Origin of the sequence: Flavobacterium suncheonense GH29-5 = DSM 17707 (genome assembly GCF_000430025.1) — a bacterium.
GTDB lineage: Bacteria > Bacteroidota > Bacteroidia > Flavobacteriales > Flavobacteriaceae > Flavobacterium > Flavobacterium suncheonense.
The window spans coordinates 1-25,585 of record NZ_AUCZ01000003.1 but is presented as its reverse complement, the minus strand read 5'-3'; the positions used below and the strand labels follow the sequence as shown (position 1 = coordinate 25,585).

Genomic DNA, 25,585 nt, shown 5'->3' with positions numbered 1-25,585 from the left:
TATATTTGCAGCCGTATTGAGGTTGTGTGCCGGTAGTTTGCCGGCCGCATTAAAAGGGAATTAGGTTAAAATCCTAAGCTGTACCCGCAACTGTAAGCTGTTTCGCTTGTTATCATTCTTCAAACCACTGTTTTTTTACGGGAAGGTCGATAACAGGACGCAAGCCAGGAGACCTGCCCAATGCATCGAGTAACAAACTTTCGGGAAAAAAGGTTTGGGTATGGGTAAATTCTATGCTTTTCTCCCAGATTATTAAAATTTTTTAAACTAAAATGAACAGAAGATGTGTTCGCTTTGGTGCGTTGGCCTTATTGTGGGCTTTAGGCGCCGTAGCACAGGAAAATGACAGCATTGCGAAAGTAAAGCAATTGGAAGAAGTGGTGATTTCCGATTCAAAATTTGCTTTGTCGAAAGAGAAATCCGGAAAAGTTATTACCGTCATTACGAAAGAAGACCTGGAAAAAAAATCCGGGCAGTCGGTTGCAACGGTCTTGAGCAGTGTGGCCGGCGTTGTGGTTAACGGTAACGAAAGCGGTACCGGTAAAAATTTAGGCTATTACATGCGGGGTGGCCGTAACGGACAAACCCTGGTTATGATTGACGGAATTCCTCAGGTGAATGCTTCCGGAATCAATCTGGAGTACGATTTGCGATTGCTTTCAGTAGATCAGATTGAACGGATTGAAATTCTGAAAGGCGCTTCCAGTACGTTGTACGGTTCCGGTGCGGCGGCCGGAGTGGTGAACATCATTCTGAAAAAAGCTGCAAACAGGCAAATTGCAGGGAATGCCTATATGAGTATGGGTACGCAAATGACGGCGCAACAGGTGAAATACAATCCTCAGGAGTTCAATCAGGGCTTTTCGGTAAACGGAACTTTTGAAAAATTCAACTATTATGCCAGCTTGAACAGTACAGAAACCAAAGGAATTTCCGAAGCTGCCATGCCGCAATCGGAAACTTATGAAGACGATCGTTTTTCAAGGGTGAATGCTTTGGTAAAGTTAGGTTTTACACCGACTAAAAAACTGGCATTGGATTTCTTTGCCAATTACGACCGGATGAAGAACGATTTTGACGGTACTTTTGATAATTTTTCCAGTCCCGATGCCACCGAAAACGTGAGTATCTCCGAGCAGTTCCGCTTCGGTTTTTCACCCAAATACAAATACAATAAAGGGGAATTTGTAATCAATTCGGCTTTTAACACGATTCAGCGAGATTACAATACCTTCAACAACTGGACTTCGGCAGTAGAAGTGAGTGATTACGAATCGAAAAGTGTAAGCGTTGATGCATTTAACAAATACCAGATTCTTTCTCAATTGTTTGTTGTGGGCGGAGGTCAGTTCCAGTTTCACGAAATGAATTCGCAAACGCCGTACGATGTTATTATGAAGGAAACCGCGAATTTCAACATCATCGACCCTTATGTAACGGCGGTTTATACGTCCGATTTTGGGTTGAATGTGAATGCCGGCGCACGATTGAACGTACACAGTGTTTATGGTAATCATGTCGTTTATAATATTAACCCGTCGTATAATTTTTCAGGATTGCCGCTGAAAGTTCTGGCTTCGTACAGTACGGCTTATATCACGCCAAGTTTGTATCAGTTGTATTCGCCTTATGGAAATTTGAATTTAACACCGGAAGAAAATGCTACAGCCGAAGTCGGTTTTGAAACGGCTTTGCTGAACCAAAAATTAAATGTAAACGTCGTTGGTTTCCACCGGGAAGAGAAAAACACCATCGGATTTTATACGGATACCACCACCTGGCAGTCTTATTACGTAAACGTCGACGGGAAATACAATACAAAAGGAGTGGAAACCGCCGTGACTTATGCCGTGACCGACAAACTTAAATTAGGCGCGAATTATACGTTTACCCAAACTGAAAGCGTGTTAAGCCGTTTAATTCCGAAGCACAAAGGAAATGCAAATCTCGATTTTCAGGCCACCAGCCGTTTGTTTTTGGGGCTGACCTATCAATATATAGGAGAACGAAACGATGCGTTTTTTGACGGCGGTACTTTTGCAACAGTCCCGGTTTTATTAAAAGACTATCAATTGGTCAACTTTACCGTAAAACACGAATTGCTTAAAAACAGAATGACGGTTTTCGGTTCGGCGACCAATCTTTTTAATGAAGATTTTGTGGAAACCGTGGGTTACAGTACGCGTGGCCGAAACTTCAGGATAGGTGTGAACATACTTTTTTAATAGTAATAAATTCAGTGTGTAAAGCCCGGTTCGTAAGAGCCGGGCTTTTTTTGTAAAAAAATTTTGTTGTATCTTGTAACAAACGCAGGGGTAGTTCGTCTTGCTTATATAAACCAAAACCAACCAGTAGTCAGCATGAATCAGCAGGAGTTTATAAACATAATTTCTCCTTTTAAAGATAAATTGTTTCGGATGGCCAAACGATTATTGGTCAGTACGGAAGAAGCTGAAGATGCCACGCAGGAAGTTTTGGTGAAACTGTGGAACAACAACGAAACGCTTTCCAGGTATTCAAGTGTGGAAGCTTTCGCGATGACGATGACCAAAAATTACTGTTTAGATCAGTTAAAATCGAAAAGGGCATCAAATTTGCAAATTGTACACAGTAATTATACCGATAGCGGGGCAAGCGTTCAGAAACAGATTGAAGACAAAGACAGCTGGAACTGGGTGGAAAAAATCATAGAAACGCTTCCAGAACAGCAACGGTTGATTGTTCAGATGCGGGATGTGGAAGAATACGAGTTTTCCGAAATCGCACAAATTCTGGACATGAACGAAACCGCGGTTAGAGTGGCCCTTTCAAGAGCCCGAAAAGAAATAAGAGAGCAATTGGTTAAAAAACACAAGTATGGCATTGCATAACATCGACATATTAATAGAAAAATACTTTTCCGGAGCAACCAGTATTGAAGAAGAAAAGCAGTTGAAAAATTACTTTTCAGGCTCGGATGTGGCGCCCCATTTAGAGCAGTACAGAGCAATGTTCGGTTACTTCAGCCAGGCGAAACAGGAACAATTTACCAAAGCAGTACCATTACAACCCAGAAAACGAAATTATGTAGCGTGGTTATCTGTAGCGGCAAGTGTGGCCGTGTTAGCCGGAACGTATTTCTTTATGACGCAGGAATCCGGTCATCCGCAGAGTTTGGGGACTTTTGACGACCCTGAAATAGCATTTGCCGAAACGCAAAAAGCCCTGCAGATGGTTTCCGAAAACGTAAACGAAGGCGTGAAAAGTGTCGAATATGTGCATGAGTACAATCAAACAACAAAAACAATTTTTAAGTAATCAAAAAATCATAAAATGAAAAAGTTATTTTTAACACTAGTTATAGCCTTAAGTTCAACCGTAATTTTTGCGCAGTCCGCGTTCGATAAATATGACGGTCAGGACAATGTAACCTCAGTTATCGTAAACAAAAAAATGTTCGAACTGATGAGCAAAGTAAAAGTAGATGCGTCCGATAAAGAAGCGCAGGCTTATATGTCGCTATTGAAAAAACTGGACAATCTGAAAGTGTTTACCACCAACAGTTCCAAAACAGCATCCGAAATGAAATCGACTGTAGGCAGTTATTTAAAATCCAATCCTTTAGATGAATTGATGCGCGTAAACGACAGCGGTAAAAAAGTGAACATTTACGTAAAATCCGGAGCAACCAGCAGTCAGGTAAAAGAACTTTTAATGTTCATTGAAGGTGTAAATGTGAAAGGAAATGAAACTGTTTTATTATCTTTAACAGGTAATTTTGACTTAGATGAGATTTCTGCTTTAACTGAAAAGATGAAGTTACCGGGCGGTGATTCTCTGAAAAAAGCCTCTAAACAATAACATATGAAACGATTACTGTTTTTAATGCTGGTTTCGGCTTTCCTCTTTACGGCTTGTGAACAGAAGCCAACGTTGCAGAAGTATTTCGTTGAGAAAAGTGAAAGTACCGGAGAGGGCTTTACCGTATTGGATGTCTCGCCTACCATTCTGAACCTTGAAAAAGCGAATCTTACCACCGATGAAAAAGAAGTGTTGAATGCTTTCGAAAAAGTAAACATTTTAACGCTCAAAGCCGACGGTAAAAACGGCAACGCAATTCAGGCTGAGAAAGAGAAAATTGCCACGATTTTAAACGACAAGAAATACGAGTCGTTAATCAAAGTGAATTTAGGCAAAGACGGAGCCGAGTTCAAATGCGTGGGGAAGGACGAGCACATCGAAGAATTCATCCTTTACGGCAGCAAGAAAGAAAACGGGTTGGCTGTTATCCGGATTACCGGAGAAGACATGAATCCGACCGCCGTGTTGAAAATGCTGCAGCTGATGCAGAAATCCAAGATTGACGTCGAACAATTACAGCCTTTGCAGGAATTGTTTAAGCCATAAAATGAAAAAAGCCTCAATTCGGGGCTTTTTTGTTGTTTAAAACGGAACTGTTAAGATTTAGCGCATATCTTAGATTCCGTTGTTGACTGTTGTGACTACGATGGAATTAACTTCGTTCCTCTGAACAAAGTTCCGCTTTGAAAATAAAAACCCGCATAAAATCTGTAAAGCTTGCTTTTAAGATTTTATGCGGGTTTTTATTTATTCGTGACCACGATCAGATTCGAACTGACACGTCTTGCGACACCACCCCCTCAAGATGGCGAGTCTACCAATTTCTCCACGTGGCCGTTGTAAACAAAAAAAGTCAAACGTTTTCGTTTGACTTTTGTGACCCCGCTGGGATTCGAACCCAGGACCCCATCATTAAAAGTGATGTGCTCTACCAGCTGAGCTACGGAGTCGTTGCATTATCAGAAATTGATTCTGGATCTTTTGAATAGGATTAACTTCGTTGATCCCTCAAAGCCCTGCTTTGAAAATGAAACTGACAAAAAAGTTTAAAAGCGAGCTTAACACTTTTTTTATTTTCATTTATTCGTGACCCCGCTGGGATTCGAACCCAGGACCCCATCATTAAAAGTGATGTGCTCTACCAGCTGAGCTACGGAGTCTGTAATCATTTCCTGATTGCGGGTGCAAATATAAGGCGTATTATTTATTTTGCAAGGGAAATTTATTATAAATTTGACTTTTTTTTACAAGATATTCTTAAGCGCTTAATTTATAAGGTTTTATTCGGATGCAAAAAATTGTTTTAGTGGGTTATATGGGATCTGGAAAGACGACAATCGGAAAAAAAATGGCGGACAAGACCGGAATTCCGTTTTACGATTTGGACGAAATTATCGAACAAAAAACCGGTAAAACCATTTCGGAACTTTTTTCGGAACAGGGAGAAATCTGTTTTCGGAAACTGGAACACGAAATATTTAATGATTTTATCAAAAATCAGGACAATTTCATTCTGGCGCTTGGCGGCGGAACACCTTGTTATGCAAATAACCATCTTTTATTGCAGCAGGAAGACATTGCCTCGTTTTATCTCAAAGCTTCTATTCAGGAACTGTCAAAACGGTTGCGGCGGGAAAAAAAACATCGTCCGCTTATTGCTAAACTGGACGATGGGGAATTGGAAGAGTTTATAGCCAAACATCTGTTCGACCGCAGCTACTTTTATCATTTCGCTAAAAACGTGATTTCTGTTGATGGAAAGAATCCTTCAGAGTTGGTCAGCGAAATAATTGAAAAATTAGCTTAAATAAGCGTATTCGTCTCCGTTTTCAAAAACCACCTGAATGTGCTCTTGTAGAGAAGTTGAAAGGGATATTCCTTTAAAATCGGCTTTTACCGGATACTTTTTGTGGTTGCGGTCTACCAATACCGCCGTTTTGAATTTTTTAAGCGGCACTTCTAAAAAGTGTTTTACCCCGTAAATTAAAGTGGTTCCGGAGTTTAAAACATCGTCGATTAAAACCAGTCCTTTGTTTGTGTAGTCTTCTTTTTTCAGTGAAGTGATAATTTCATCCTGCGGATTGTTTTTGTTAATCTGCACTTCGCACAGGATTACTTTTAAATCGGAAATCTGTTCCAGTTCGGCGGCAATTTTTTTGGCGAAAGTGAAACCGCTGTTGGCTATTCCGGCTAAAACGACTTCGGTTTCATCGGCAAAGGTTTCGTAAATCTGGTAAGCGATGCGTTTGGTCTTATGCTGGATTTCGTCTTTCGTTAGAATGATGTTTTTCATGTTGTGTTGTTGTTTTGTTTTCAACCGACTTAAAAAGTCTTAGTTCTAAATCGAAACCAAAAATAAAGAATTTTAAACAAAGGTTACTTTTCCTTAGGCTAATTATTATTTGGGAAGAAAGATAAAGAATAACTCTCTCCCGGCTCTCGGTTTAATCGAATTATAAGCCGGTTCCAAGGTTTTAATAGTGAATTTTTCCGAGAACAAGCGCAAATATTCCTCTTTGCTTCCTCCGAAGGGTGGTCCTGCTTCCGTTAGCGGAAAATCGAAAAGCAGGCCGAAAATTTTGCCGCCGGGTTTTAAAAGCGAATGCGTTTTAGCAGCATAGTCCTTTCGCAGTTCAGGATTTAAGGCGCAGAAAAACGTCTGTTCCAGGATAAGATCGAAAGTATCGTCCAATTCAAAAAAATTCTTCTGAATCAGGTGCTCTTTCGGTAAATCCGGATTGCGCTCCTGTATGTTTTTTAAAGGTGTTTCAGCCAAATCAACCACATAAACGTTGGTGAATCCCTTTTCGAGCAGATAATCAACTTCATAACCGTTGCCTGCACCCGGAATCAAGATTTTCAGGTTTTTGTCCTGAATTTGGTCGATGTAGCCTTTCAGCGGGGTAGTGATGCTTCCCACGTCCCAGCCGATTTCGTTGTTTTGGTAGCGGTTTTCCCAGTAGGCTTTATTCAGTGGCATCGTAAAAATCGTCATCGGTTACATAATCGTCGATATCGCGTCGGTCTTTTTTGGTTGGACGGCCTTGTCCTTTGGCGCGGTAATGTTCTTTCGAGAGGCGCAGCATTTCGAGATGTTCGAAAGCTTCGGCAGGTGTTTCGTCTTTTCGGTAGATGTCGACTAATTTGGCGCCTACACGATTTTCAGGAATATCCAAAACGGTCAGCACATAGTTAATCTGGTCTTTCCGGAGTGTGATTTTATCGGAAGGGAAAACGTCTCTGGAAGGTTTGGCTTCCTGTCCGTTAACGGTAATATGCCCTTTTTTGCAGGCTTCTGTGGCGATGCTTCGCGTTTTATAGTAGCGAACACACCATAAATATTTGTCGATTCTCATCGGAATACGTTAAAAACACTGTTAATAGTAGTACAAAAATAAAGTAAAATTGTATCTTGCGCCATTAAATTTTAAGTAATGATGAATAAGATTTTATCGGTTGTAGGACTTCTGTCAATTATAGCTTTAACGAGTTGTAAAAGAGATGATGTGCCCGGACCAGAAGAAGCAAGACCTCATGCGGAAGTTTATTTGGAGGATTTAGCTAAAATTGAAGATTATTTGCAAAGTCACTATATAAAAATCAATGATGATAATGGTAACGGTAAGTTGGAAGTTACAGAAGTTGTCATGGATTCAATAAATGCGGAGAATCCAATTTCAATTTGGGATCAGACCGATTACCCTTTGCAGTATAAAATAGTGAAGTTGTATGGGGTAGATTTTAAAGTCTATTTTTTGAAACTGGATGCTAAAGGGGATACAGATGCGGATGGTAAAAAACCATGTGGCGTTGATAAGGTATGGGTATCTTACAAAGGCAATTTGCTTAATGGAACTCAATTTGACATAGCTGTTAACCAAACCGACTTTAATCTGATTGATGTAGTAAAAGGCTGGGAATATATTATGCCGGAATTCAGAGCGGGATATTATGCAGCTCCAAATGGAGATGGGGTGCTTAATCCAATGAATTATGGTTCAGGAGTTATGTTTTTACCTTCAGGACTTGGGTATTTTAATAGTTATGTGCCTGGTGAAACGTACGCGCCGCTTATTTTTACATTTAATCTTTATGACGTGGTTTATCTTGATCAAGACTCGGATAAAGTTTTGTCGCGATACGAATATTCTTTTAATAGCGATGGTACATTGTTAGATACGGACGGAGACGGTATTCCTGATGTTTTTGATGGAGATGACGATAATGATGGTTATATGACAAGAGATGAAATTAAAATTAATGGTACTTATCCTGACTTTGATGCTATTTTAGATTGTAGTGGTACAACAAGTGGGGTTAAGAAGCACTTGGATGCCAGCTGTCATTAATTTAAACAAGTATATAATAAAAAAGTCCCGCTCATTGAGCGGGACTTTTTTATTATATAAGAGAAGTTAGTTATTTTCGCTTCATCACTTTTTCCACGGCTTCCACAATCGCCTGATGGTTTAATTTGTATTTCTCCATCAATTGTTCCGGTGTTCCCGATTCGCCAAAACTGTCGTTTACCGCTACGAATTCCTGAGGAACCAAATGGTTTTGCACTAAGGTTCTCGACACGCTTTCTCCTAAACCGCCAATGATGTTGTGTTCTTCCGCCGTAACCACACAGCCCGTTTTGGCAACCGATTTTAAAATTGCCTCTTCGTCCAAAGGTTTGATGGTATGAATGTTGATTACTTCCGCAGAAATACCTTTTTCTTCTAATTTTTCAGCAGCTATTAACGCTTCCCATACCAAGTGACCCGTTGCTATGATGGTTACATCCGTTCCTTCGTTTAACATAATTGCTTTTCCGATTACGAAAGGCTCGTCGGCAGGAGTGAAGTTAGGTACTACCGGACGTCCGAAACGCAAATAAGCCGGACCGTGGTGGTCTGCCAAAGCAATGGTAGCTGCTTTGGTCTGGTTGTAATCACAAGTGTTGATTACGGTCATACCCGGCAACATTTTCATCAAACCGATATCTTCCAGGATTTGGTGTGTTGCACCGTCTTCTCCTAATGTTAATCCTGCGTGAGAAGCACAGATTTTTACGTTTTTATCCGAATAGGCAACTGATTGACGAATCTGATCGTAAACACGACCGGTCGAGAAGTTAGCAAAGGTTCCTGTGAAAGGGATTTTACCTCCAATGGTTAAACCGGCAGCGATTCCAATCATGTTGGCTTCTGCAATTCCCACCTGGAAAAAACGCTCCGGGTGGTTTTTCTTGAAATCGTCAAATTTTAAAGAACCGATCAAGTCAGCACATAAAGCCACTACATTTTCGTTCTTTTGGCCTAATTCCGTCATTCCGGCTCCGAAACCGGAACGGGTATCTTTACTTCCTGTATTTGTATATTTTTTCATTGTATGAATAAATCTAATTGTTAGTGTGTTTTGGAAAAACTTCGTCAATTTTAAAAGTAAAATTAAAATCAGTTTCTTCTATGTAGAGTATTTCTGTTTCACTTGAAATTTTTCCATCTTTAAGGTGTAATATTTTTTCAAGATTTTCATCATTCTCAAAAATGATGTTGTATTTATTTGCTAAATAGTGTTTTAAAGATTTCTTACTGGTATTTGTGAGGTTTTGATTTTTTCCAAAAAAGTAATAATGTTCGTTTACAATTTTTTTACTTGTTTTGTTTTTGAATTGTGTGAGATGTATAATTTTTTTATTTGTTACTGTATCATTTACAAATTCAAATTCTTCTCTGGTGTTTTTAAAATGCTTTATTTTTCCGTACCCAACTTTAGTGTAAAGTTTTGAATTGGATAGCTTATGCAAATCTGAAATATTTTTATAATCAAAATCTACATCAAATTTAATCAGCAGTCTGTTTTTTAAATCACTAATAGTAGCTTCTTTTTTGCTTCCATTAATACTGATTTGCAAAAGGTAGGTAGAATCTTTTTGATTTCTGAAATTGATTGTAGATCCATTAAATTTTATACCATAATCTTTATAGTTGTTCTTAATGACCTGATTAAAATAATAGCTCATTTCTTTTTTTTGAGCAACACTCAAAAAAGTAAAAAACAAAAGAACAAAAGCAAATAAAAATTTATTCATTGTTAATAATCTACTTCGTCTTCAGAATAATTTTGAGCTAACGCTGCTGCCAATTGTTCATCATTTGGTGCTTTTCCGTGCCATGCATGGGTGTGCATCATGAAATCTACTCCGTGTCCCATTTCGGTATGTAACAAGACACAAACCGGTTTTCCTTTTCCGGTTAAGGATTTGGCATGATTCATTCCGTTGATGATGGCTTCGATGTTGTTTCCTTCTTTGATTTCCACAACGTCCCAGTCGAAAGCAACGAATTTGGCTTTTAAATCGCCCATGTTTAAAACGTCATCTGTAGAACCGTCAATCTGTTTTCCATTTAAATCTACGGTGGCAATTAAGTTGTCTACTTTTTTAGCAGACGCATACATGATCGCTTCCCAGTTTTGTCCTTCCTGTAATTCCCCGTCACCGGTTAAGGCATAAACAATATGATTGTCGTTGTTTAGTTTTTTTGCCTGTGCAGCACCAATGGCTACCGACAAACCTTGTCCTAATGAACCTGATGCCATTCGAACGCCAGGCAAACCTTCGTGTGTAGTCGGGTGTCCCTGTAATCTGGAATTCAGTTTTCGGAACGTTGCCAGTTCTTTAACCGGGAAATAACCGCTTCTTGCCAAAACGCTGTAAAAAACCGGAGAAATGTGTCCGTTGGACAGGAAGAAAATGTCTTCTCCGATGCCGTTCATGTCGAATTCAGGTTTGCGCTCCATTAAATGCTTGTATAAAACTACAAGGAATTCCGTACAGCCTAATGAACCGCCCGGATGTCCTGAGTTTACGGCATGCACCATGCGAAGAATGTCTCTTCTTACCTGAATCGTTAAATTGTTTAATTGTTGAATGTTAGGTTTCATTGTGAAAGTAAAAGTTAAACTGCTGCAAAGATAATCAGATAATTGGGATTTTAGTTATTTGTTGATTTGGTTATTTGTTGATTTGGATTTTGAAATTTATTTATGGATTTAAAATCGTTTTAACGCGCAATTGACAATTCGTAATTTGTAATTATGTTATCTTTGCCGATTGTAAAATGTTTATATGAAGTTCGATTTAGTACAAAAAGACCCACAAACCAAGGCAAGGGCCGGATTCATCACTACCGATCACGGAATCATTGAAACCCCTATTTTTATGCCGGTGGGAACCGTTGCTTCCGTAAAAGGAGTGCATCAGCGAGAATTAAAAGACGATATTAACCCGGATATTATTCTGGGTAATACCTATCACTTATATTTAAGACCGCAAACCGATATTTTGGAAAAAGCCGGTGGTTTGCACAAATTCATGAACTGGGACCGCAATATTTTAACGGATTCCGGTGGTTATCAGGTGTATTCGCTTTCTTCGAACCGAAAAATTAAGGAAGAAGGGGTAAAGTTTAAATCGCACATCGACGGATCGTACCATTTCTTTTCCCCGGAAAATGTGATGGAAATCCAGCGCACCATCGGAGCCGATATCATTATGGCTTTTGACGAATGTACACCGTATCCGTGTGATTATCATTACGCCAGACGTTCCATGCACATGACACACCGTTGGCTGGATCGTTGTGTGAAACACTTGGAAAATCTTCCGTTTAAATACGGTTACGAGCAAACGTTGTTCCCAATTGTTCAGGGAAGTACCTATAAAGATTTAAGAGCACAGTCTGCGGAATATATTGCCAATGTCGGCGCCCAGGGAAATGCCATCGGAGGGCTTTCCGTTGGAGAACCTGCCGAAGAAATGTACGCCATGACCGAAGTGGTGACCGCCATTCTTCCGGAAGACAAGCCACGTTACTTAATGGGTGTGGGAACGCCAATCAATATTCTGGAAAACATTGCTTTGGGGATTGATATGTTCGATTGTGTTATGCCAACCCGAAATGCCCGCAACGGAATGTTGTTCACGGCCAACGGAACCATCAACATCAAAAATAAAAAATGGGCCGACGATTTTTCTCCGATTGATGAAATGGGCCATACGTTCGTGGATATCGAATACACAAAAGCTTATTTACGTCACCTTTTCGCGGCAGACGAATACTTAGGAAAACAAATCGCAACCATTCACAATTTAGGATTTTACATGTGGTTGGTTCGTGAGGCAAGAAAACATATCTTAGCCGGAGATTTCCGTCAGTGGAAAGAGATGATGGTTAAAAACATGAGTCAGCGACTTTAATTTCTGCAATCCGATGAAAATAATCGATTGGTACATTCTTAAACGGTATTTGGGAACATTTTCGGTAATGTTGCTGCTTTTCATTCCTATCGGGATAGTGGTAGACGTTTCCGAAAAGGTAAATAAGATGATAGAAAACAAAGTCCCGTTTAAAGAGGTTTTGGCCTATTATCTGGATTTTACCATTTATTTTGCCAACATGCTTTTTCCGATATTTTTGTTTCTGTCGGTTATTTGGTTTACCTCAAAATTGGCTAACAACACCGAAATTATTGCAGTTTTAAGCTCAGGAATTTCGTTTACAAGATTTTTAAGACCTTATTTAATTGGAGCAACCATTGTTTCTTTGTTTGCTTTGCTCATGGCGTTGGTTTTGGTGCCAAAAGCCAGTAAAGGCTATAACGATTTTCGCTATACGTATCTGAAAAACAACCCGAAAGTTCGCGAAAACATGGATGTGTACCGCCAGATTAGTCCGGACGAATTCATCTATGTAAGCAATTTCAATTATATGTCGAAAATGGGCTTTAATTTTTCGCTTGAGAAATTCAAAGACAATAAACTGGACTATAAGATAGTTGCGAACCGCATCAAGTGGAATGAGGAAGATAGTACTTATACCTTATATGGTTACAAAAAAAGAATCGTGGGCGAATTAGACGATCGGCTAATTGCCAAGGATCAGTTAAAAATGAAATTGGATTTTGATGTCGAGGATTTAACCCCCGTGGTTTACATTGCAGAAACCATGACGTTGGGCGATTTGAATAAATTCATCGAAAAAGAAAAAGTCCGGGGATCATCTAACATCAACGCTTATTTGGTTGTAAAATACAGGAAGTACAGTTTGCCCGTTTCGGCGTTTATCTTAACGATTATTGCCGTTTCTGTATCTTCCATGAAGCGTCGCGGTGGGATGGGAGTAAATCTTGCTTTGGGTATTGCTTTGGCTTTTACGTTTATTTTCTTCGATAAAATTTTCGGCGTTTTGGCGGAAGCCTCAAGTATTTCCCCTTTGGTAGCGGTCTGGTTGCCGAATGTACTTTTTGGATTCTTAGCCGTTTACTTACTACGCAATGCCAAACGATAAATTAAAGAGTTACTTTCATCTCCATTTCATCGTTTTTGTTTGGGGATTTACCGCGGTTTTGGGAAAACTGATTACGCTGGACGCATTACCGCTAGTTTGGTACCGGATGCTGATTGCGGTTTCAATTATATTTGCCTACATTAAAATTGTCAAACTGCCGTTGAAGATTTCCAGACGGTTACTGTTGGGGTTTCTTTTCTCGGGTTTGGTGATTGCTTTGCATTGGTTTACTTTTTTTCAGGCGATTAAAGTCTCGAATATTTCGGTTACGCTGGCCTGTTTGTCTACAGGAGCCTTGTTTGCTTCGGTTTTAGAGCCGGTTTTTTACGGAAAAAAAATTGTTTTGTACGAGGTGCTTTTTGGTCTTCTGGTGGTCTTTGGGCTAGGGATTATTTTCAGGGTGGAAGGAAACTATATTGAAGGAATTCTGTTGGCCTTAACGTCTGCTTTTCTTTCCGCGTTGTTTTCGGTGATTAACGGTAAATTCGCTAAGCAAAACGACGCTGCAATCATAACTTTTTATGAACTTTTAGGCGGTGTAAGCTTCTTTTCAATATACCTGCTTTTCAACGGCAGTTTTACGCAGGATTTTTTCAGGATTTCCCTTTCGGATTTGCTGTGGTTACTGGTTTTAGGCTCCGTTTGTACCGCATATGCGTTTTTAGCTTCTGTGAAAGTAATGAAATACCTGACGCCGTATACGGTAATGTTAACCATCAATCTGGAACCAATTTACGGAATCATCCTCGGCATCATAGTGTTTAGCGAAAGTGAAAAAATGAGTACCGATTTTTATATCGGAGCCGCCATAATCCTGATAACCGTAATCTTAAACGGGGTGCTTAAGAATTATAAGAAAGTTAAAAACTAATTATGAAATAGTTTCCGCCATGTAAAATGAAAATTTTATCTTTGTGGGCAAACTAAAATCAAAAGAATCAAACACAATGGAATACTTAGATTTTGAACTTCCGATTAAAGAGCTTGAAGATCAATTGGATAAATGCCAGATTATCGGTCAGGAATCGGATGTGGATGTTTCCAATACCTGCAAACAAATCGAAAAGAAATTAGAAGAAACCAAAAAGAATATATACAAAAACCTAACAGCCTGGCAGCGCGTTCAAATGTCGCGTCACCCGAACCGTCCGTATACTTTAGAGCACATTGCCAGTCTTACTAACGGGACCTTTTTGGAATTGTTTGGAGACCGAGGGGTAAGAGATGATAAAGCGATGGTGGGCGGTTTAGGACAAATTGACGGCCAGTCGTTCATGATAATCGGACAGCAGAAAGGGGTAAATACTAAAATGCGTCAGTTGCGCAACTTTGGTATGGCTAACCCGGAAGGGTACCGTAAAGCTTTGCGTTTGATGCGAATGGCTGAAAAATTCAACATTCCGGTGCTTACTTTGGTAGACACTCCGGGAGCCTATCCGGGACTGGAAGCGGAAGAACGAGGACAGGGAGAAGCCATTGCCCGCAATATTTTTGAAATGATGCGCTTAAAAGTGCCGATTGTTACGGTTATTATTGGTGAAGGTGCTTCAGGAGGAGCCTTGGGAATCGGTGTTGGAGACCGCGTGTACATGATGGAAAACACTTGGTATTCTGTAATTTCGCCGGAATCGTGTTCGTCAATTTTGTGGAGAAGCTGGGAATACAAAGAGAAAGCAGCCGAAGCCCTGAAACTGACCGCAAAAGACATGAAAGAGCAAAAGCTGATTGACGGGATTATCCCGGAACCGCTAGGTGGTGCGCACCGCGATAAAGAAACTGCCTTCAGATATGTTAAAGAATATGTGATGAAAGCCTTCAACGAATTGAAAGACTTATCAACAACAGATTTGGTGGCTCAGAGAATGGATAAATACTGCAATATGGGAGAGTTTAAAGAGTAAATTCAACTGTTTCAGGAGTATAGAATCCGAGGCCTTACCGCTTCGGATTTTTTTTGACTTATTAACAGCTGAGAGTCAGTTATTAACCGGTTTTCAACAAGGGTTTCTTAACAACTCGAATTTCAGTTCTCTAAAAAAAAGCTAATTTAGTCCCATGGAAAATCTCAGAAATATTAACCCGGTTAAAGTGGATAAAACGACCATTATCAATCTGGAAAAAGGGAAGTTACCTCCTCAGGCGTTAGACCTTGAAGAAGCAGTACTTGGCGCGATGATGATTGATAAAAAAGGGGTGGATGAGGTTATCGATATTTTAAGCCCCGAAGCCTTTTACAAAGACGCCCACAAGTATATTTTTGAAGCGATTGTACAGCTTTTCAACGACACCCAGCCGATTGACTTATTAACAGTTTCGGCCCAATTGAAAAAAAACGGTAAACTGGAGCTGTCCGGCGGTGATTTTTACCTGATTCAGCTAACGCAGAAAATTTCGTCTTCGGCGCATATTGAGTTTCACTCGAGAATTATTCTTCAGAAGTACATCCAGCGCAGTCTGATTCGCATTTCTTCGGAGATTATTGAAGAATCCTACGATGAAACCACTGATGTATTTGATTTGTTGGACAAAGCCGAATCCAAATTATACGAAGTAACCCAGGGCAACATCAAGCGAAGTTCCGAAACGGCGCAGAGTTTGGTTATTCAGGCGAAAAAGAGAATTGAAGAAATTGCCAACAAAGAAGGTCTGAGCGGAATTCCAACCGGTTTTCACGATTTGGATAAGCTAACTTCAGGATGGCAGCCTTCCGATTTGATTATTATTGCAGCTCGTCCGGGTATGGGTAAAACCGCTTTCGTATTGTCGATGGCCCGAAATATGGCGATTGATGCCGGAGCACCTGTGGCCTTGTTCTCGCTGGAGATGTCTTCTGTACAGTTAATCACCCGTTTGATTTCTTCCGAAACCGGATTGTCTTCGGAAAAACTGCGAACCGGAAAACTGGAAAAACACGAATGGGAGCAACTTTCTATCAAAGTAAAAGATTTAGAAAAAGCACCGTTATACATTGACGATACCCCATCGCTCTCGATTTTCGATTTGCGGGCCAAAGCCCGTCGTCTGGCTTCCCAATACGGCATCAAGATGATTGTAATCGATTACCTTCAGCTGATGACCGCCGGCGGAAACGGAAAAGGCGGCGGCAACCGTGAGCAGGAAATCTCAACCATTTCCCGAAACTTAAAAGCTTTGGCCAAAGAGTTGAACGTTCCGGTAATTGCCCTTTCTCAGTTATCGCGTGCCGTGGAAACCCGTGGCGCCAGCAAACGACCGTTACTTTCCGACTTAAGGGAATCCGGAGCGATTGAGCAGGACGCGGATATCGTATCGTTTATCTACCGTCCGGAATACTATAAAATTGACGAATGGGACGACGAAGAGCGTTCCCCAACACAAGGTCAGGCCGAGTTTATCGTGGCGAAACACCGTAACGGAGGTTTGGATAACATTCGTCTGAAATTCATCGGAAGTCTGGGTAAATTCGACAATCTTGACGATTTCAGTTCGCCTTTCGACGCAATTCCGTCGGGTATGAACCGGGACGATAATCCGTTTATAACGCCAAATCTCCCGAGTCCGAATGAAGCGTTCGGAAGTAATATGAACAGTTTTGATGACGACAGCGATGTGCCATTTTAACATACAGCCTACATTTGTAGGCTTTTTTTATGATTTTTTCATTTGAAAATCGTTTATCTTTGAGAATAATTTTGTGCAGCATGTCGTTTAAAAAACCGTTATATATTTTTCTGTTTCTGCTATCGATGTCGGTTAAAGCCGCCTTTGTGCTTGTTCCGATGGACGCCGAAACCCAGCAAAATCACCTGAAAGCCTACGGAATAACCTATTGGGCTTTAGACAAGCAATACAAAGTAAGCTGGCTGCTCAATTACCGCGGCGGTTCCTTTTTATTGCCCGATGCTCCGGAAATCCGTAAAGAATGCCAGATCCGCGGAGTGAGTTTTGAAGTTTTGTCCGACGCAACGGCTAACGGGATTTTAGAGGAAATCAGTTCGCCTTCTCAAAATATGGAAACGGTGGTTTTGGAAAAAGCACCTAAAATTGCGGTTTATACTCCTAAAGGTAAACAACCTTGGGATGATGCCGTAACGTTGGTTCTAACTTATGCCGAGATTCCGTTTACTCCTATTTATGATGAAGAAGTGCTGAATGACGCTTTGTTGTTGTACGACTGGCTGCATTTGCACCACGAGGATTTCACCGGGCAGTACGGAAAATTCTTCGGAGCTTACCGCAACGCTCCCTGGTATATTGAACAGAAAAAAGAAGCGGAAGCTTTGGCTGCCAAATTAGGTTTTTCCAAAGTTTCACAGGCGAAAATGGCGGTGGCAAATAAAATCCGAAATTATGTGATTGGTGGCGGTTTTATGTTCGCCATGTGTTCGGCTACAGACAGTTTTGATATCGCTTTGTCTGCCGAGGGCGTGGATATTTGCGAGCCAATGTTTGACGGCGATGCAAGCGATGCCAACTATCAGGCTAAAATTGATTACAGCCAAACCTTTGCTTTTAAAGATTTTGTTTTGGAGCGCAATCCGATGCAATATGAGTTTTCGGATATCGACATGACCCTGAAACGCAAAATTTTACCCGACGTGGATTATTTTACCCTAATGGAATATTCCGCAAAATGGGATCCGGTTCCGACAATGTTGTGTCAGAATCACACGCAACTGGTAAAAGGTTTTATGGGACAAACCACCGCTTTCGACAGCGATTTGATCAAATCGAACGTTTTGATTATGGGCGAGAACAAGCAAAATGGGGAAGCGCGTTACATCCACGGCACCAAGGGTAAAGGAATGTTTACCTATTATGGAGGCCATGATCCAGAAGATTATCAGCACAGAGTGGGTGATGCACATACCGTTTTGGATTTGCATCCGAATTCTCCCGGCTATCGTTTGATTTTGAACAACGTTCTGTTCCCGGCAGCCAGAAAGAAAAAATTGAAAACATAAGCTGTTTTTATGGATTTCAGAGCCATTTTAGAAGAAATATACACCGAAGCCAAAGCACTTCCGGCTATCGGAACAGTTGCTTCAACCATTCCGGAGCTTGCTAAAATCAATCCCGATAAATTCGGAATGCATTTAACTACCATTGACGGTCAGGACTTCGGAATTGGCGATTCGGAGGAAAAATTCTCTATTCAATCGGTTTCCAAAGCCTTAACGGTGGCTTACGCCTTTTCCATTTTGGGCGAAAAAGTCTGGGAACGGGTAGGGGTTGAACCTTCCGGAAATCCGTTTAATTCCTTAGTACAGTTGGAATATGAGAAAGGAATTCCGCGCAATCCGTTCATTAATGCCGGCGCTTTGGTGATTGCCGATATTTTAATCACCCATCTGAAAAATCCCAAACAGGAACTGTTGAATTTTATACGAACGCTTTCCGGTTTTGAGACCATTAATTTTAACGAGGAAGTTGCAAAATCTGAAAAAGATACCGGTTTTCGAAATGCCGCTTTGTGCAATTTTCTGAAATCCTTCGGAAATATCCATAACGATGTAGACGAAGTGCTGGATTTTTATTTTCACCAGTGTTCGCTGGAAATGACCTGCAAAGAACTGGCGCATTCGTTTTTCTTTTTTGCCAATGAAGGAAAAACCAGAAACGGCAATCAGATTTTGTCGCAAAGTCAGGTAAAGCGTTTGAATGCACTAATGCAGACCTGTGGCTTTTATGACGAGTCGGGCGAATTTACGTATCGCGTAGGGTTGCCCGGAAAGAGCGGCATTGGTGGCGGCATCGGGGCTTTATTTCCTAAAAATTTTGCGGTTGCAACCTGGAGTCCGCGTTTAAATGAAAAAGGAAATTCCGAATTAGGGATGTATGCGCTCGAGCAATTGACTACCAAAACCGGAATGTCCATCTTCTAAATTACATTGTAGTTTTTATTTTCTGATTTTTTTTCGCAACAGTCTTTCCGAGGTTTGCAGAAGGAGAGAAGTTGTAAAAAGAAAAGCCGTTTCCTTTCGGAATCGGCTTTCAGGTAATGCAATACTGTTAAGCAACAGGCAATTGGGTTGTAATAGCAACGCGGTTCCAGGCATTAATGGTGATAATCATCATCATAATCTGTGCCAGATACTGTGCGTCGAAAAGTTTGGCTGCTGCCTGATAGGCTGCATCGGAAACATGATTCTGAATGAGGGTTATTTCTTCGGTTAAGGCTAATATGGCTTTTTCTTCCTCGTTGAAAAGCGAAGTTTCGCGCCAGGCATTCAACAGATAAATGCGTTGTTCGGTTTCGCCTAATTTTCTTGCATCAGTAGTATGCATGTTGATACAGAAGGCACAGCCGTTAATTTGGGAAGCTCTGATTTTGATGAGTTCTTTATGGATAGGCGTAAGTCTTGATTCTGCCAGATATTTTTCCAACCCAAGCAGGGCTTTGTAGGCTTCCGGTTCTGTTTCAGCGATGTTGATTCTTGTAGTCATGATTTGTTGTTTTAAAATTACATGACAAAGTTCTGACAGTATGTTTTGAAAAAACTTGAACTACTTCAAGAAATGAATTCAGATTTTCCCCGCCCGTATTTTGCTCATGAATTCGGCTGAAAAATCGAGGTAGGAAGCAAGCATGTATTGGGGGACACGTTGCACAAATTCGGGTTGGGCATTTTTGAAATGGAGGTAACGCTCTTCGGCACTCATCGTAAAAAGGAACTTGATGCGCATTTGGGTAGCTGCGAATGTTTTTTGCAATACAATTCTGAAATAACGTTCCAGTTTCGGAATTTCTTTGAATAGTTGTTCCAGCTCTTTTTTAGGGATGATCAGTACTTCCGAATTTTCGATAGCCTGAATATAAAATGCTGATGGTTTTTCAGTGTTGTAACTCATGTAGTCTACAATCCACCAGTCTTCGATGCCGAATTGCAGGGTTTGTTCGTTGCCTTTTTCGTTGATGAGATAGATCCGGCAGCACCCTTTTTCTATGAAACAGAAGAAATCGCAAACTTCCCCTTCTTTGAGCAGCTGTTCTTTTTTCTTCAGCGTCCGATACTTAATTTTGGACAACAGTTTTTCCTCTTCAAGCGCGCTGAGTTCGGTTTTGCGCTGAATATGTTTTAGTAACGATTCACTCATAACGTGTTTCCGTTAAAAACGCCAGACTAAGATACGCGTTATTTTGTTACCTTGTTCCATATTGATGGTTTTGACATCCGTAGCTTTTACTCTTTTTAATACGGAATAAAGTGGTTTCAGATTTTCTTTTTTGGAAACCAGAGAGGAAAACCACTTGCATTGTTTTTGAAAATGCACGCTCTCAAAAATCATGTTGGTGATAAACGCCAGTTCGCCGCCTTCGTACCACAACTCGTTGTTTTGACCGCCAAAATTTAAAACGGGTTTGTTTTCCACGGTTTTGCCGAGATTTTTTAATTTTCGTTTTGTGCCTTCCGTAGCCGCTTCTCTTGAATTGTGAAACGGAGGATTGCAAATCGTAAAATCAAATTGTTCGTTTGGCTGAATGATGCCTTTGAACATGTTTCGTTTGTTTTCCTGTAACCGAATGATGACCGACGCTTTCAGTTCCGGGTTGTGGCTGATGATGTTTTCTGCGGTAAGTTTTGCCGGTTTGTCCACTTCCGTACCTACAAATTCCCAGCCGTATTCCTGATGTCCTATTATCGGATAAATACAATTGGCTCCTGTACCGATGTCCAGAATCCGGATTTGATTTCCGGTTGGAATGGTTCCGTTGTTAGCTTCGGCTAAAACATCGGCGATGTGATGAATGTAGTCAGCACGGCCCGGAATGGGAGGGCAGAGGTTGGTTTTGGGTAATTCCCAGTATATGATGTTGTAAAACTGTTTCAGCAAAGCTTTGTTTAAAGCACGTACAGCATCCGGGTTGGCAAAGTCGATACTTTCGTTACCGAATTTATTGATGGCCACAAAAGATTCCAATTCCGGTAAGACTTCAATTAAGGTTTTGAAATCGTAAGTGCCGTTGTGCTTGTTTCGCGGATGTAACTTTTTTTGCGAGGTATCAGATTTGGTGTTTTTCATGGGAATGGAATTCTAAGACAAAGGTAATTTTTATTCACCGCAGATTCGAAGATTAATGCTGTGATTTTCTGGAAATGTTTTAAGTGATTTTATTGTTGTGGATTTTAAAATTTGTGAATCTGCGCTAAAAGAAATGTTTCCAAAAATTAAAATGGTTTCCTCACTAGCCCCGACAGGAGCAGCTACCGCGTAGCGCGGATGGCGGGAATTAGGTTTGCAAATACATCCCGAACCTTTCGCTCCCCAAACTCAAGAAAATAAAAAACCCACTCTTGCGAATGGGTTTTATAATAAGTAAGATAAATAGGTTTTACAAACGTTTTTCTTATTTCACTTTATTCACGATAGCCGCGAAAGCTTCAGGGTGGTTCATCGCTAAATCGGCAAGAACTTTACGGTTCAATTCGATGTTGTTAGCTTTTAATTTACCCATGAACTGAGAATAGCTCATTCCGTGTAAACGTGCACCCGCGTTGATACGCATGATCCATAACGCACGGAAATTTCTTTTCTTTTGTTTTCTTCCACGGTAAGCATATTGCATTGCTTTTTCTACCGCGTTTTTCGCTACTGTCCAAACGTTTTTACGTCTTCCAAAGAAACCTTTGGCTTGCTTCAATACTCTTTTTCTTCTTGCTCTTTTAGCAACTGAATTTACTGATCTTGGCATAATTCTAAATTGTTTTTTGAAGTAAGGCGGCCATTTGGCTCTTCTAATTTCTAAATTCTAATTTCTGAATTCAGTAAAGCCCACTCCAGGGTTATTAAATTGTTTTAACCGAAGAACGATTAAGAGGTAATCAACAATAGTTGATTAGATAATTCTCAATTGTTCTTTTACACTCTTCACGTCAGACTGGTGAACCAATGCTGAGTGAGTTAAAGCTAACTTACGTTTTTTCGACTTTTTAGTCAGGATGTGACTTTTAAAAGCGTGCTTTCTTTTGATTTTTCCAGAGCCAGTAACTTTAAAACGTTTCTTAGCGCTAGATTTAGTTTTCATTTTAGGCATCTCTTCCTAGGTATTAAATTTATCTTACTTACTATTTTTTAGCTTTCGGCTTTTAGCTAATAGCTGTCAGCTTAAGGCTTATTTCTTTTTCTTAGGAGCGATGAACATGATCATACGCTTTCCTTCCAAAACCGGCATGGCTTCCACTTTTCCGAACTCTTCCAAATCCTGTGCTAAACGAAGCAATAAGATTTGTCCTTGCTCTTTATAGATGATGGAACGTCCTTTGAAGAATACGAAAGCTTTTAATTTCGAACCTTCTTTTAAGAACTTCTCGGCATTTTTTCTTTTGAACTCGTAATCGTGTTCGTCGGTCTGAGGACCAAAACGGATTTCCTTAATGGTAATCTGTGTAGACTTGGCCTTCATTTCCTTTTCGCGTTTTTTCTGCTCGTAAAGGAATTTGCCGTAATCCATGATTTTACAAACCGGCGGCTCGGCATTTGGAGAAATTTCAACCAAATCCAGTTCTAACTGGTCGGCTAAACGCATGGCTTCTGCAGTTTTGTACACTCCAGGCTCTACATTGTCTCCTACAAGACGCACTTCCGGCACACGAATGTTGCTGTTAATTCTGTGGGCGTCTTTCTTTTCTACGCGAGGTTGGTAACCTCTGTTGTTTCTTATTGCTATGGCTCTAAAATTTTAAATTAAACTTAGAATTGTTTTAACGTTTTTGCTATTTCTTCGTTAACTATTGCTGCAAACTGCTCAATAGTCATCGTTTCGTTCGACTTACCGGCTTCTCCGTGGCGACGTACGGAAATCGTTCCGTTTTTCTCTTCTTCCTCGCCAACAATCAGCATGAACGGGAACTTTTTGGTTTCCGCCTCACGGATTTTCTTACCAATGGTCTCGTTGCGGTTGTCAATTAGGGCGCGAATTTCGTGAATTTCCAGCAATTCTGAAACTTTTTTGGCATAATTTTCATATTTCTCACTCAAAGACAGGATGATAGCCTGTTCCGGCATCAGCCAAAGCGGGAAATTTCCGCCGGTATGTTCCAGTAAAATTGCAATGAAACGCTCCATAGAACCAAATGGTGCACGGTGAATCATTACCGGTCTATGTAATTCGTTATCAGAACCTTTGTACGACAAATCGAAGCGCTCCGGTAAGTTGTAATCTACCTGGATTGTTCCTAACTGCCAGCTTCTTCCTAAAGCGTCTTTTACCATGAAATCCAGTTTAGGGCCGTAGAAAGCTGCTTCACCTGGTTCAATCACATAATTCAAACCTTTGTCTTTTGCAGCACTGATGATCGCGTTTTCTGCTTTCTCCCAATTTTCCACCGAACCGATGTACTTGTCCGGATTGCTTAAATCGCGAACCGAAACCTGTGCTGTAAAGTTTTCAAATCCTAACGATCCGAATACATATAATACTAAGTCGATTACGTTTTTAAATTCTGCATCCAACTGATCCGGAGTACAGAAAATGTGCGCGTCGTCCTGAGTAAATCCGCGTACACGAGTTAATCCGTGTAATTCTCCGGATTGCTCATAACGGTAAACCGTTCCGAATTCTGCATAACGTTTCGGTAAATCTTTATAACTCCAAGGTCTTGCGTTGTAAATTTCACAGTGGTGCGGACAGTTCATCGGTTTTAGCAAGAACTCTTCGCCTTCTGCCGGCGTATGAATCGGCTGAAAACTGTCTGCTCCGTATTTCGCGTAGTGACCGGAAGTTACGTATAATTCTTTTTGCCCGATATGCGGTGAAACTACCTGTTCGTATCCGGCTTTTTTCTGTGCTTTTTTCAAAAACTGCTCCAAACGGTCGCGTAATGCAGCACCTTTCGGTAACCATAACGGCAATCCTTGACCAACTTTTTGCGAGAAGTGGAATAAATCCAATTCTTTACCTAATTTTCTGTGGTCACGACGTTTTGCTTCCTCTAATAATTCAAGGTAGTCTGTTAAGTCTTTTTGTTTCGGGAACGAAATTCCGTAAACGCGCGTTAACTGTTTATTTTTTTCATCACCTCTCCAATACGCTCCGGCAACCGATAAGATTTTCATGGCCTTGATAATTCCGGTATTCGGAATGTGACCGCCACGACATAAATCCGTAAAAGAGGAATGATCACAGAACGTAATCGTTCCGTCTTCAAGGTTTTGGATTAATTCAGTCTTATACTCGTTGTTTTTATATAATTCTAACGCTTCAGCTTTAGTGGCCGAACGCATTTTGAAATCGTGTTTTTCTCTGGCGATTTCCAAAACACGGTCTTCAATGGCTTTGAAATCGGCATCGGTAATTTTTTTGTCGCCGAAATCCACATCATAGTAGAAGCCGTTTTCAATAGCAGGACCGATAGTCAGTTTAATTCCCGGATACATTTCCTCTAACGCCTGCGCCATTACGTGCGAAGTCGAGTGCCAGAACGCTTTCTTGCCCTCCGCGTCGTTCCAGGTATATAATATAAGTGCACCGTCGGTCGTTAATTCGGTCGTGGTTTCAATGGTTGTACCATTAAAAGAGGCTGAAATAACATTTCTTGCCAATCCCTCACTGATGCTCTTAGCGACATCCATAGGAGTTACACCTTGTGCAAACTCCCTAACCGAACCGTCCGGTAAAGTAATCTTGATCATATTAAGTATTTATAAGGTGCAAATATAATGTTTATCAAAACGTATACAATATATATATAAGGTATAATTTTATTTTTAGGAGCGAAAGTTCCGGATGTGTTTGTGAAGGCAATTCCCGCTATCCGCGCTACGGGGTAGCTGCTCCTATCGGGGCTAGGGTGTAGACTTTTGGAATTTTCAGTCGGTCTTTAAAAATCTTTATACGTATATATATAGTATATAAGAAACCTTAGCCTCTTGGCTTCTCAACTCCTCAGCACCTTTTAAAGAAAAAAACTTTCATGGATTAAGAAATGGTTATCAGTAAGTTACAAAAAACCTTAAAAAAACTTCGCAAAAAAGACGCATAAAAGTTTGGAAGTGGAGAAAAGAGTGCTACTTTTGCACCCGCAATGAAGCACTAGTTCTTACGACATTTTGAAGCAATCCCAATCAAAAAGATTTTTGAAAAAAAGTTAAAAAAGATTTGGATTGTAAAGAATAAAGCAACTATCTTTGCAGCCCGCAAAATAAGGGAAGTTCTTAAAAATATTGAGCAGTGATTTTTGAAAAACGGTTTAGAAATAAATCGAAAAAAAATTTCAAAAAAAGCTTGCGAGATTTAAAAAGAGGTTCTACTTTTGCAACCCGCAAAATAAGGGAAGTTCATTTGAAATACCGGTTAAAACGGAATGAAAATTTTTTCAAAAAAAAGTTTCAAAAAGTTTTGCAGGTTTAAAAAGAAGTTTTACTTTTGCACCCGCAATCGGAAATGATAGCGAGAATAAAAAAGAAGAATACGTTCATAGACATAT

At 40.4% G+C, this 25,585-nt stretch carries 27 protein-coding genes, 3 tRNA genes and 1 riboswitch; of the genes, 14 read left to right on the top strand and 16 right to left on the bottom strand.

Features of this window, described 5'->3' with window-relative positions:
- Positions 1 to 2: 2 nt before the first annotated feature.
- Positions 3 to 194: riboswitch (cobalamin riboswitch) on the top strand.
- A gap of 78 nt (positions 195 to 272) precedes the next feature.
- The 5 genes from G498_RS0100155 to G498_RS0100135 all read left to right on the top strand — a co-directional run bounded on the left by G498_RS0100155 (position 273) and on the right by G498_RS0100135 (position 4,386).
- Entirely contained in the window at positions 273 to 2,225 is a 1,953-nt protein-coding gene (locus tag G498_RS0100155; RefSeq protein WP_026979270.1) for a TonB-dependent receptor plug domain-containing protein, read from the top strand.
- Positions 2,226 to 2,360: 135 nt separating this feature from the next.
- A complete protein-coding gene (locus G498_RS0100150; RefSeq protein ID WP_026979269.1) occupies positions 2,361 to 2,870 on the top strand; it encodes an RNA polymerase sigma factor in 510 nt (169 codons plus the stop codon).
- The gene (locus G498_RS0100145; RefSeq protein WP_026979268.1) at positions 2,857 to 3,297 is read left to right on the top strand and encodes a hypothetical protein; all 441 of its coding nucleotides are present in this window, start codon (positions 2,857 to 2,859) and stop codon (positions 3,295 to 3,297) included. The genes G498_RS0100150 and G498_RS0100145 overlap by 14 nt, the downstream gene beginning before the upstream one ends.
- A gap of 15 nt (positions 3,298 to 3,312) precedes the next feature.
- The gene (locus tag G498_RS0100140; protein ID WP_026979267.1) at positions 3,313 to 3,840 is read left to right on the top strand and encodes a DUF4252 domain-containing protein; all 528 of its coding nucleotides are present in this window, start codon (positions 3,313 to 3,315) and stop codon (positions 3,838 to 3,840) included.
- A 3-nt stretch (positions 3,841 to 3,843) separates the two neighbouring features.
- Positions 3,844 to 4,386: a DUF4252 domain-containing protein gene (locus tag G498_RS0100135; RefSeq protein ID WP_026979266.1), complete on the top strand. Its 543-nt coding sequence runs from the start codon at positions 3,844 to 3,846 to the stop codon at positions 4,384 to 4,386.
- 208 nt (positions 4,387 to 4,594) lie between these two features.
- Here G498_RS0100135 and G498_RS0100130 read toward each other — a convergent pair.
- The 3 genes from G498_RS0100130 to G498_RS0100120 form a co-directional block, all read right to left on the bottom strand.
- Positions 4,595 to 4,676 (bottom strand) — tRNA-Leu (locus G498_RS0100130).
- A 41-nt stretch (positions 4,677 to 4,717) separates the two neighbouring features.
- Positions 4,718 to 4,790 (bottom strand) — tRNA-Lys (locus tag G498_RS0100125).
- A 137-nt stretch (positions 4,791 to 4,927) separates the two neighbouring features.
- Positions 4,928 to 5,000, bottom strand: a tRNA-Lys gene (locus G498_RS0100120).
- A 128-nt stretch (positions 5,001 to 5,128) separates the two neighbouring features.
- On the opposite strand from G498_RS0100120, the gene G498_RS0100115 reads away from it, so the two are divergent.
- Positions 5,129 to 5,647, top strand: coding sequence for a shikimate kinase (locus G498_RS0100115; protein WP_026979265.1), 519 nt, complete (start codon positions 5,129 to 5,131; stop codon positions 5,645 to 5,647).
- Here G498_RS0100115 and G498_RS0100110 read toward each other — a convergent pair.
- From G498_RS0100110 to G498_RS0100100, 3 genes are all read right to left on the bottom strand, one after another.
- Positions 5,639 to 6,133 (bottom strand): phosphoribosyltransferase family protein, encoded by a 495-nt coding sequence (locus G498_RS0100110; RefSeq protein ID WP_026979264.1) that lies wholly within the window; start codon positions 6,131 to 6,133, stop codon positions 5,639 to 5,641. The two genes, G498_RS0100115 and G498_RS0100110, sit on opposite strands and share 9 nt — an antisense overlap.
- Before the next feature lie 105 nt (positions 6,134 to 6,238).
- Positions 6,239 to 6,835 (bottom strand): methyltransferase, encoded by a 597-nt coding sequence (locus tag G498_RS0100105; RefSeq protein ID WP_240470455.1) that lies wholly within the window; start codon positions 6,833 to 6,835, stop codon positions 6,239 to 6,241.
- A complete protein-coding gene (locus tag G498_RS0100100) occupies positions 6,807 to 7,196 on the bottom strand; it encodes an RNA-binding S4 domain-containing protein (RefSeq protein WP_026979262.1) in 390 nt (129 codons plus the stop codon). Before G498_RS0100100 ends, G498_RS0100105 begins: the two co-directional genes overlap by 29 nt.
- A 78-nt stretch (positions 7,197 to 7,274) precedes the next feature.
- On the opposite strand from G498_RS0100100, the gene G498_RS0100095 reads away from it, so the two are divergent.
- Complete coding sequence (locus tag G498_RS0100095) at positions 7,275 to 8,189, top strand: FKBP-type peptidyl-prolyl cis-trans isomerase (RefSeq protein WP_026979261.1); 915 nt, start codon at positions 7,275 to 7,277, stop codon at positions 8,187 to 8,189.
- 70 nt (positions 8,190 to 8,259) lie between these two features.
- On the opposite strand, the gene G498_RS0100090 is transcribed toward G498_RS0100095, so the two are convergent.
- From G498_RS0100090 to G498_RS0100080, 3 genes are read right to left on the bottom strand one after another with little or no spacing between them, the layout of a single operon-like run.
- A complete protein-coding gene (locus tag G498_RS0100090) occupies positions 8,260 to 9,213 on the bottom strand; it encodes a transketolase family protein (RefSeq protein ID WP_026979260.1) in 954 nt (317 codons plus the stop codon).
- Positions 9,214 to 9,226: 13 nt separating this feature from the next.
- Complete coding sequence (locus G498_RS0100085) at positions 9,227 to 9,919, bottom strand: hypothetical protein (protein ID WP_026979259.1); 693 nt, start codon at positions 9,917 to 9,919, stop codon at positions 9,227 to 9,229.
- 2 nt (positions 9,920 to 9,921) lie between these two features.
- Complete coding sequence (locus G498_RS0100080) at positions 9,922 to 10,773, bottom strand: transketolase (protein ID WP_026979258.1); 852 nt, start codon at positions 10,771 to 10,773, stop codon at positions 9,922 to 9,924.
- Between the two features lie 184 nt (positions 10,774 to 10,957).
- Between G498_RS0100080 and tgt the strand changes: the two genes are divergently transcribed.
- The 7 genes from tgt (at position 10,958) to G498_RS0100045 (ending at position 19,042) form a co-directional block, all read left to right on the top strand.
- Positions 10,958 to 12,088 (top strand): tRNA guanosine(34) transglycosylase Tgt, encoded by a 1,131-nt coding sequence (tgt, locus tag G498_RS0100075; RefSeq protein WP_026979257.1) that lies wholly within the window; start codon positions 10,958 to 10,960, stop codon positions 12,086 to 12,088.
- A gap of 13 nt (positions 12,089 to 12,101) precedes the next feature.
- On the top strand, positions 12,102 to 13,178 hold the full coding sequence (locus tag G498_RS0100070) for an LptF/LptG family permease (protein ID WP_026979256.1): 1,077 nt from the start codon (positions 12,102 to 12,104) through the stop codon (positions 13,176 to 13,178).
- Positions 13,165 to 14,049 carry a DMT family transporter gene (locus G498_RS0100065; RefSeq protein ID WP_026979255.1) on the top strand — a complete coding sequence of 295 codons (885 nt, stop codon included), beginning with the start codon at positions 13,165 to 13,167 and terminating at the stop codon, positions 14,047 to 14,049. Before G498_RS0100070 ends, G498_RS0100065 begins: the two co-directional genes overlap by 14 nt.
- Positions 14,050 to 14,125: 76 nt before the next feature.
- The gene (locus G498_RS0100060) at positions 14,126 to 15,079 is read left to right on the top strand and encodes an acetyl-CoA carboxylase carboxyltransferase subunit alpha (RefSeq protein WP_026979254.1); all 954 of its coding nucleotides are present in this window, start codon (positions 14,126 to 14,128) and stop codon (positions 15,077 to 15,079) included.
- Between the two features lie 154 nt (positions 15,080 to 15,233).
- Positions 15,234 to 16,778 (top strand): replicative DNA helicase, encoded by a 1,545-nt coding sequence (dnaB, locus tag G498_RS0100055; RefSeq protein ID WP_026979253.1) that lies wholly within the window; start codon positions 15,234 to 15,236, stop codon positions 16,776 to 16,778.
- An 80-nt stretch (positions 16,779 to 16,858) separates the two neighbouring features.
- Positions 16,859 to 18,121 carry a hypothetical protein gene (locus tag G498_RS0100050; protein WP_026979252.1) on the top strand — a complete coding sequence of 421 codons (1,263 nt, stop codon included), beginning with the start codon at positions 16,859 to 16,861 and terminating at the stop codon, positions 18,119 to 18,121.
- Positions 18,122 to 18,130: 9 nt separating this feature from the next.
- The gene (locus G498_RS0100045) at positions 18,131 to 19,042 is read left to right on the top strand and encodes a glutaminase (protein ID WP_026979251.1); all 912 of its coding nucleotides are present in this window, start codon (positions 18,131 to 18,133) and stop codon (positions 19,040 to 19,042) included.
- 127 nt (positions 19,043 to 19,169) lie between these two features.
- On the opposite strand, the gene G498_RS0100040 is transcribed toward G498_RS0100045, so the two are convergent.
- The 7 genes from G498_RS0100040 to thrS form a co-directional block, all read right to left on the bottom strand.
- A complete protein-coding gene (locus tag G498_RS0100040; RefSeq protein WP_026979250.1) occupies positions 19,170 to 19,604 on the bottom strand; it encodes a carboxymuconolactone decarboxylase family protein in 435 nt (144 codons plus the stop codon).
- Between the two features lie 78 nt (positions 19,605 to 19,682).
- The gene (locus G498_RS0100035) at positions 19,683 to 20,255 is read right to left on the bottom strand and encodes a Crp/Fnr family transcriptional regulator (protein ID WP_026979249.1); all 573 of its coding nucleotides are present in this window, start codon (positions 20,253 to 20,255) and stop codon (positions 19,683 to 19,685) included.
- A 12-nt stretch (positions 20,256 to 20,267) separates the two neighbouring features.
- Positions 20,268 to 21,182 (bottom strand): 23S rRNA (adenine(1618)-N(6))-methyltransferase RlmF, encoded by a 915-nt coding sequence (rlmF, locus tag G498_RS0100030; protein ID WP_026979248.1) that lies wholly within the window; start codon positions 21,180 to 21,182, stop codon positions 20,268 to 20,270.
- 325 nt (positions 21,183 to 21,507) lie between these two features.
- Positions 21,508 to 21,852: a 50S ribosomal protein L20 gene (gene rplT / locus G498_RS0100025; protein WP_026979247.1), complete on the bottom strand. Its 345-nt coding sequence runs from the start codon at positions 21,850 to 21,852 to the stop codon at positions 21,508 to 21,510.
- Between the two features lie 144 nt (positions 21,853 to 21,996).
- A complete protein-coding gene (gene rpmI / locus G498_RS0100020) occupies positions 21,997 to 22,194 on the bottom strand; it encodes a 50S ribosomal protein L35 (protein WP_014164268.1) in 198 nt (65 codons plus the stop codon).
- A gap of 78 nt (positions 22,195 to 22,272) precedes the next feature.
- Positions 22,273 to 22,827 carry a translation initiation factor IF-3 gene (gene infC, locus G498_RS0100015; RefSeq protein WP_394330613.1) on the bottom strand — a complete coding sequence of 185 codons (555 nt, stop codon included), beginning with the start codon at positions 22,825 to 22,827 and terminating at the stop codon, positions 22,273 to 22,275.
- A gap of 23 nt (positions 22,828 to 22,850) precedes the next feature.
- Positions 22,851 to 24,791, bottom strand: coding sequence for a threonine--tRNA ligase (gene thrS / locus G498_RS0100010; RefSeq protein ID WP_026979245.1), 1,941 nt, complete (start codon positions 24,789 to 24,791; stop codon positions 22,851 to 22,853).
- Between the last annotated feature and the right edge of the window lie 794 nt (positions 24,792 to 25,585).

What these genes read in the sequence shown, in the direction of transcription:
- G498_RS0100155 (WP_026979270.1), top strand. Translation starts at nt 273, where the DNA reads ATGAACAGAAGATGTGTTCGCTTTGGTGCGTTGGCCTTATTGTGGGCT.
- G498_RS0100150 (WP_026979269.1), top strand. Translation starts at nt 2,361, where the DNA reads ATGAATCAGCAGGAGTTTATAAACATAATTTCTCCTTTTAAAGATAAA.
- G498_RS0100145 (WP_026979268.1), top strand. Translation starts at nt 2,857, where the DNA reads ATGGCATTGCATAACATCGACATATTAATAGAAAAATACTTTTCCGGA.
- G498_RS0100140 (WP_026979267.1), top strand. Translation starts at nt 3,313, where the DNA reads ATGAAAAAGTTATTTTTAACACTAGTTATAGCCTTAAGTTCAACCGTA.
- G498_RS0100135 (WP_026979266.1), top strand. Translation starts at nt 3,844, where the DNA reads ATGAAACGATTACTGTTTTTAATGCTGGTTTCGGCTTTCCTCTTTACG.
- G498_RS0100115 (WP_026979265.1), top strand. Translation starts at nt 5,129, where the DNA reads ATGCAAAAAATTGTTTTAGTGGGTTATATGGGATCTGGAAAGACGACA.
- G498_RS0100110 (WP_026979264.1), bottom strand. Translation starts at nt 6,133, where the DNA reads ATGAAAAACATCATTCTAACGAAAGACGAAATCCAGCATAAGACCAAA.
- G498_RS0100105 (WP_240470455.1), bottom strand. Translation starts at nt 6,835, where the DNA reads ATGACGATTTTTACGATGCCACTGAATAAAGCCTACTGGGAAAACCGC.
- G498_RS0100100 (WP_026979262.1), bottom strand. Translation starts at nt 7,196, where the DNA reads ATGAGAATCGACAAATATTTATGGTGTGTTCGCTACTATAAAACGCGA.
- G498_RS0100095 (WP_026979261.1), top strand. Translation starts at nt 7,275, where the DNA reads ATGATGAATAAGATTTTATCGGTTGTAGGACTTCTGTCAATTATAGCT.
- G498_RS0100090 (WP_026979260.1), bottom strand. Translation starts at nt 9,213, where the DNA reads ATGAAAAAATATACAAATACAGGAAGTAAAGATACCCGTTCCGGTTTC.
- G498_RS0100085 (WP_026979259.1), bottom strand. Translation starts at nt 9,919, where the DNA reads ATGAATAAATTTTTATTTGCTTTTGTTCTTTTGTTTTTTACTTTTTTG.
- G498_RS0100080 (WP_026979258.1), bottom strand. Translation starts at nt 10,773, where the DNA reads ATGAAACCTAACATTCAACAATTAAACAATTTAACGATTCAGGTAAGA.
- tgt (WP_026979257.1), top strand. Translation starts at nt 10,958, where the DNA reads ATGAAGTTCGATTTAGTACAAAAAGACCCACAAACCAAGGCAAGGGCC.
- G498_RS0100070 (WP_026979256.1), top strand. Translation starts at nt 12,102, where the DNA reads ATGAAAATAATCGATTGGTACATTCTTAAACGGTATTTGGGAACATTT.
- G498_RS0100065 (WP_026979255.1), top strand. Translation starts at nt 13,165, where the DNA reads ATGCCAAACGATAAATTAAAGAGTTACTTTCATCTCCATTTCATCGTT.
- G498_RS0100060 (WP_026979254.1), top strand. Translation starts at nt 14,126, where the DNA reads ATGGAATACTTAGATTTTGAACTTCCGATTAAAGAGCTTGAAGATCAA.
- dnaB (WP_026979253.1), top strand. Translation starts at nt 15,234, where the DNA reads ATGGAAAATCTCAGAAATATTAACCCGGTTAAAGTGGATAAAACGACC.
- G498_RS0100050 (WP_026979252.1), top strand. Translation starts at nt 16,859, where the DNA reads ATGTCGTTTAAAAAACCGTTATATATTTTTCTGTTTCTGCTATCGATG.
- G498_RS0100045 (WP_026979251.1), top strand. Translation starts at nt 18,131, where the DNA reads ATGGATTTCAGAGCCATTTTAGAAGAAATATACACCGAAGCCAAAGCA.
- G498_RS0100040 (WP_026979250.1), bottom strand. Translation starts at nt 19,604, where the DNA reads ATGACTACAAGAATCAACATCGCTGAAACAGAACCGGAAGCCTACAAA.
- G498_RS0100035 (WP_026979249.1), bottom strand. Translation starts at nt 20,255, where the DNA reads ATGAGTGAATCGTTACTAAAACATATTCAGCGCAAAACCGAACTCAGC.
- rlmF (WP_026979248.1), bottom strand. Translation starts at nt 21,182, where the DNA reads ATGAAAAACACCAAATCTGATACCTCGCAAAAAAAGTTACATCCGCGA.
- rplT (WP_026979247.1), bottom strand. Translation starts at nt 21,852, where the DNA reads ATGCCAAGATCAGTAAATTCAGTTGCTAAAAGAGCAAGAAGAAAAAGA.
- rpmI (WP_014164268.1), bottom strand. Translation starts at nt 22,194, where the DNA reads ATGCCTAAAATGAAAACTAAATCTAGCGCTAAGAAACGTTTTAAAGTT.
- thrS (WP_026979245.1), bottom strand. Translation starts at nt 24,791, where the DNA reads ATGATCAAGATTACTTTACCGGACGGTTCGGTTAGGGAGTTTGCACAA.